5 protein-coding genes are annotated in these 4,456 nt (G+C 55.1%); 3 read left to right on the forward strand and 2 right to left on the reverse strand.

Annotated features, from left to right (window positions below):
• Both V6D20_20935 and V6D20_20940 read right to left on the reverse strand, forming a co-directional pair.
• Positions 1-452, reverse strand: a 452-nt coding sequence (locus V6D20_20935) for an OB-fold nucleic acid binding domain-containing protein (GenBank protein HEY9818246.1), incomplete at its 3' end; no start/stop codon positions are given.
• A gap of 291 nt (positions 453-743) precedes the next feature.
• Complete coding sequence (locus tag V6D20_20940) at positions 744-1,139, reverse strand: hypothetical protein (GenBank protein HEY9818247.1); 396 nt, start codon at positions 1,137-1,139, stop codon at positions 744-746.
• Positions 1,140-1,499: 360 nt separating this feature from the next.
• Here V6D20_20940 and V6D20_20945 point away from each other — a divergent pair, with 360 nt between their 5' ends.
• From V6D20_20945 to V6D20_20955, 3 genes are all read left to right on the forward strand, one after another.
• Positions 1,500-2,168 carry an ABC transporter ATP-binding protein gene (locus V6D20_20945; GenBank protein HEY9818248.1) on the forward strand — a complete coding sequence of 223 codons (669 nt, stop codon included), beginning with the start codon at positions 1,500-1,502 and terminating at the stop codon, positions 2,166-2,168.
• Positions 2,169-2,234: 66 nt separating this feature from the next.
• On the forward strand, positions 2,235-2,672 hold the full coding sequence (locus V6D20_20950; protein ID HEY9818249.1) for a hypothetical protein: 438 nt from the start codon (positions 2,235-2,237) through the stop codon (positions 2,670-2,672).
• A 45-nt stretch (positions 2,673-2,717) separates the two neighbouring features.
• The coding region (locus V6D20_20955) for an NACHT domain-containing protein (GenBank protein HEY9818250.1) at positions 2,718-4,456 on the forward strand (1,739 nt) is incomplete at its 3' end.

A 4,456-nucleotide genomic window follows, 5' to 3' on the forward strand; every position in this document is an offset into this window, starting at 1 on the left:
ATCACCTCATGACGCAGGCGAAGGTTGCGGGCCATGCGATCGCGGCGCAGATCAAGATAGCGATATTTCAGGCGCAGTTCTTCCCGCACCGAGTCTTGCTCCGCCACCGATACTTGAAACGGTAGAGGCTTGCGGACGTCATTGAGCACCTCGATCTCGTCCGCATAAATTTCCACGCTGCCGCTGGGGAGCTTGGGATTCAGGGACTCGGCGGGCCGTTGGGTGACACGTCCGGTCACCTTCACCACATATTCATTGCGCACCTGTTCAGCCACAGGATAGGAGGCGGGTGTCCGTTCTGGGTCGCTGACAATTTGGGCGATGCCAGAGCGATCGCGCAAATCGACAAAAATCACCCCGCCATGATCTCGACGGCGATCGACCCAGCCGTAGAGCGTAACTGTTTCGCCGATATGTTCAGGACGGAGTTGACCGCAGTAATGACTTCGCATAGCTAGAGTTGAAACGGTTGCCAAAGTGAAACAAAAGGAGGAATGCCCGGTGCGCTGGACTGAGATCGTCACTATCCAGGGTGCTGCAATCCTAGAAACGGTTGACCATCCAGATTGGATTGGCTATTGTCCTAGGGAAAGGCACGGCCAGTGTCCCCATGATAATCAAACCTTCCTATTATCCTGCATTGTGTCCGGCTCAGATCGGTGAGCGATCGCAACTCATAAAAAATGGGGCACAGCTTAGCCATGCCCCAGGTTGCTTTATAGCCAACCGATGCGCGCCCTAGTCTAGTTTTTGGGCGTCGAATCTTTGTCATGGCCCATGAGAATATCCCAGGCAGTTTTGGCCGCTTCGGTTAAGCGATCGCCAAAGTCTTGCACTTCTTGGGCAATAGTCTGCCAGTTTTTCTCAGCTTCTTTGTGGATGGTGTTGATGGACTCTTCAATTTTGTCTGGATCAAACAGCTTGGTTTGTTCAACGGTTTCGCGAGTGCGGCGTACGGCACTCAAATAGGCTTCCCGCGTGAACTCACCGGCCTGCTGTGCTTCCACCTGAGCCTTGGCGCGAATGGCTTCAATCAGCGCCTGGGTTTCATTTTTCACCTCTGCTAGCTCGGCCGGAGTCGCTGACGAATCGTCATCTAGCACCACAGGGGTTTGGGGAGTGTTGAAATCAGAGGTCATAGAATTGCTCCTTGGTAATGCTATCGTGCGGTTTCCATACTAGGATTCATGCAATGGCGCTCCTGCGCATCGTTCCCATGGCATAGGGCGTTGGGCATCATGGAATCGATCAGGTCATCGATGGGGATGCGAACCCTTGGCTGGAGTCTACACTGGGATCTGGCCATGGAGCGGAGGAGGCTTGGCCTTACTTTAGCTTGCCTGTAGGAAATCGGGGGTAGGGAATGTGCCAGATCGTCGCCCTAGAATAGAAAAGCTGGCGATCGCTCTCCATAATGCAGACCTAAGCCGACCCATTGCAAAACTGGGATGCATCCAACGGCGATCGCCTGTGAACAACCTGAAATTCTGGATATCTGAATGCTGTACATTGAGAACCTGTCTTACCATCCAGCGGCTACCCCCGAGCCGATCCTCAAGTCCATTGGCTTAGAGCTAGCACCCCAACAACTGGGGTTAGTGATTGGCCCCAGTGGCTCTGGCAAAAGTACGCTGCTAGAAATTTTGGCGGGACTAGCCTCCAAAACATCGGGACGGATTCGCTGGCGCAGCCAAGTGCTCACCCCTGATCAACTCCAGGATCTAGGAGGGCTCGTCTTTCAGTTTCCAGAACGGCATTTTTGTGGCAACACGCTGCTGAGTGAGCTACGCCTTGGGCATCCGGAGCTGAACCGGGAAACCATGGAGCAAACCCTAGCGAAAGTTGGCTTGGCCCATCTACCGCTGTCGGCCAATCCCCATGCCCTCAGCGGTGGGCAACAGCGACGCTTAGCCCTTGCGGTGCAACTCATTCGCCAACCCTATCTGTTGCTGCTGGATGAACCGACGGCGGGGCTAGATTGGTCGATGCGTCAACAGTTGGTGAGTTTACTATCGGTGCTCAAGGCAGACTGGACGCTGTTGATTGTCACCCATGAACCGGGAGACTTGCTGGCGATCGCTGACCGTTGTTGGACGATGCAGCATGGAGAATTACAGGTCGCTGATCCCGCCACCCTCGCGCCTAGTCTCGATTCATCGATGGCCTAGGTGATATCGAGCACATCGTTCTAGAAAGCATGGGTTAACCTAGCGGTACATCATGTTTTTATTACCATGCTCTTTAAACGTAAGCCAGACCAATCTCAGTCGATTAGCGGTGCCAACATTACCGGTGCCCAGGTTCAGCAAGGGCAGGCGGGCCGCGATCTAACCCAGACGCAGCAGGGCAACCAGGCAGAGGTTCAGAGTCAGGGAATGACGGTGGATGAGGTGGTGGCGCTGTTGTCGCAGGTGGAGGCCATGGTGCGGGCAGCCCAGATGCCTGAGGCGAGCAAAACGAAGGCGATCGCTTACCTCGGGGCTGCCCAGCAGGAGGCAACGGAGCCGGAGCCGGATAAGGAGCTGATGGCCAAAAATCTAAAGCGCATGGGCGATACGCTGACGACGGCCAATGAGACGGTGACGGCGGGCAAAACGCTTTGGCAAACGGTCAAGCCCATCTTATTGCCGTTGGCGAGCTGGTTGGGAGTAGCGGCGAGTTTCATCCCATAAAGGCGAAAGGATGAGGGCGAAAGCGACCCATAGCGGGGGATGGGGATGGGAAAATGGCTAGGGCGATATCTGGGCTGGATCGCGATCGGTGTGGCGATTCTGATTGTGCTGGCGTTGGTCAAGGCTGGGTTGACCCATGAGGATGGCTGGTGGATTTTGGTAGAACCAGACTACTACGGCCACTGGGGCATCCTAGCCGGTGCGGGTTTAGTGGGAATTGTTAGGCGACCTTGGGCAAAAACGTCACCCAGCCAAGCGCAGTCTATTCGTGATTCCACGTTAACTGACAGCCAGACTCAGCAAGGGCAAGCGGGGCGAGATACCTATCAGTTTCAGGGCATCGGGACGGTGGTTCTACCGGGGATGCCATCGCCCCAAGCGGCGCTCAGCCCGGATGACATTCGCCACCGGCAGGCGCTGTTAGACAAGGTGCGCAATTCCTGGATTCATGGGGTGCTGGATAAATCGCTCTATAGCCGGGCCCGCATTGCTCTGGGGTTAGAAGATCAGCCCGATCGCGTCATCCATCCCTGGTCGATGGACTACAGCTATGCCAACCAGCGAGAGAAACTACCCACAGGAATGCGCCTAAGTAAAAAGCTGGCGGAACTGGGGGAGGTCGCGGCGCTGTTGCTGTTGGGCGATCCGGGGTCGGGGAAGACGACGATGCTGCTGGAGTTGGCGAAGGATTTGCTGGAGGCAGCGCAGCCGGAGGAGCTAGACAGTGGGCTGCCGGTGGTGTTGAATCTATCGTCTTGGAGTCGGATGCAGTTTCCGGCGGATGGGCAACCCAAGCTCAAGACATGGCTGCTGGAAGAACTGCGGAGCAAGTATCAAATTCCCCCTGCCATTAGCACCCCATGGCTTGAGGATCAGCGTTTGATCCTGTTGCTGGATGGTTTGGATGAGGTGGTGCAGGAGCAACGGCAAGATTGTCTGACGGCGATCAACCAGTTTCGGGACACCCACAGCCTCATGCCGATGGTGGTCTGTTGTCGGGTGCGAGATTTTGAAGCGCTCCGCCAGAAAATTGCGGTGCCGTCTGCGATTTTCATCCAGCCCCTGGATCTGCCTCAGGTGGATGATTACCTGGCCCAGGGGGGCGATGCGCTAGCGGGCATTCGGGCGGTGTTGCAGCAGGATCGAGACCTGCGTAACCCGGATCCGGATTCTCTGCAATTTCTGGCCCAAACTCCGCTGTTTCTCAACATCATGGCCTTGGCGTACCAAGCCAAAACAGTTGATCAGATTCGCGCTATGCCTGCCCAAAACCAGCGGCAGGCGTTGTTCGATGCCTATATCAATCGCATGTTTGCCCAGCGTCCAGACCGTCCTTGCTATCCCAAAGCCAAAGCGATCCACTGGCTGCGACGCCTCGCCCAGCAGTTGCAGCAAGAGGGACAAACTGTTTTTCTTATTGAATATATGCAGCCGAAATCATGGCTGGAAACGCCAAGAGAACGCTGGCAGCATCGGCTGATTTTGGGTCTGATTGTGGGTCTGATTTGGGGTTTGATTTTGGGTCTGATTGTGGGTCTAATTTGGGGTCTGATTGTGGGTCTGATTGTGGGTCTAATTTGGGGTCTGGATAGTATCAACCCTGTAGAGTCGTTTCAAATTTCGATGTCACGCGACGCGCGACGAGAAATTTTTCGAAATCTTAAAGATATTCTGATTGTGGTTTTGATGGGGAGTTTGATAGGGGGGCTGGTTTTGGTTTTGATGGGGGGTCTGATGGGGGGTCTGATTTTGAGTCTGATGGGGGGTCTGATGGGGGGTCTGAT

The organism is Candidatus Obscuribacterales bacterium, from assembly GCA_036703605.1.
Lineage (GTDB): Bacteria > Cyanobacteriota > Cyanobacteriia > RECH01 > RECH01 > RECH01.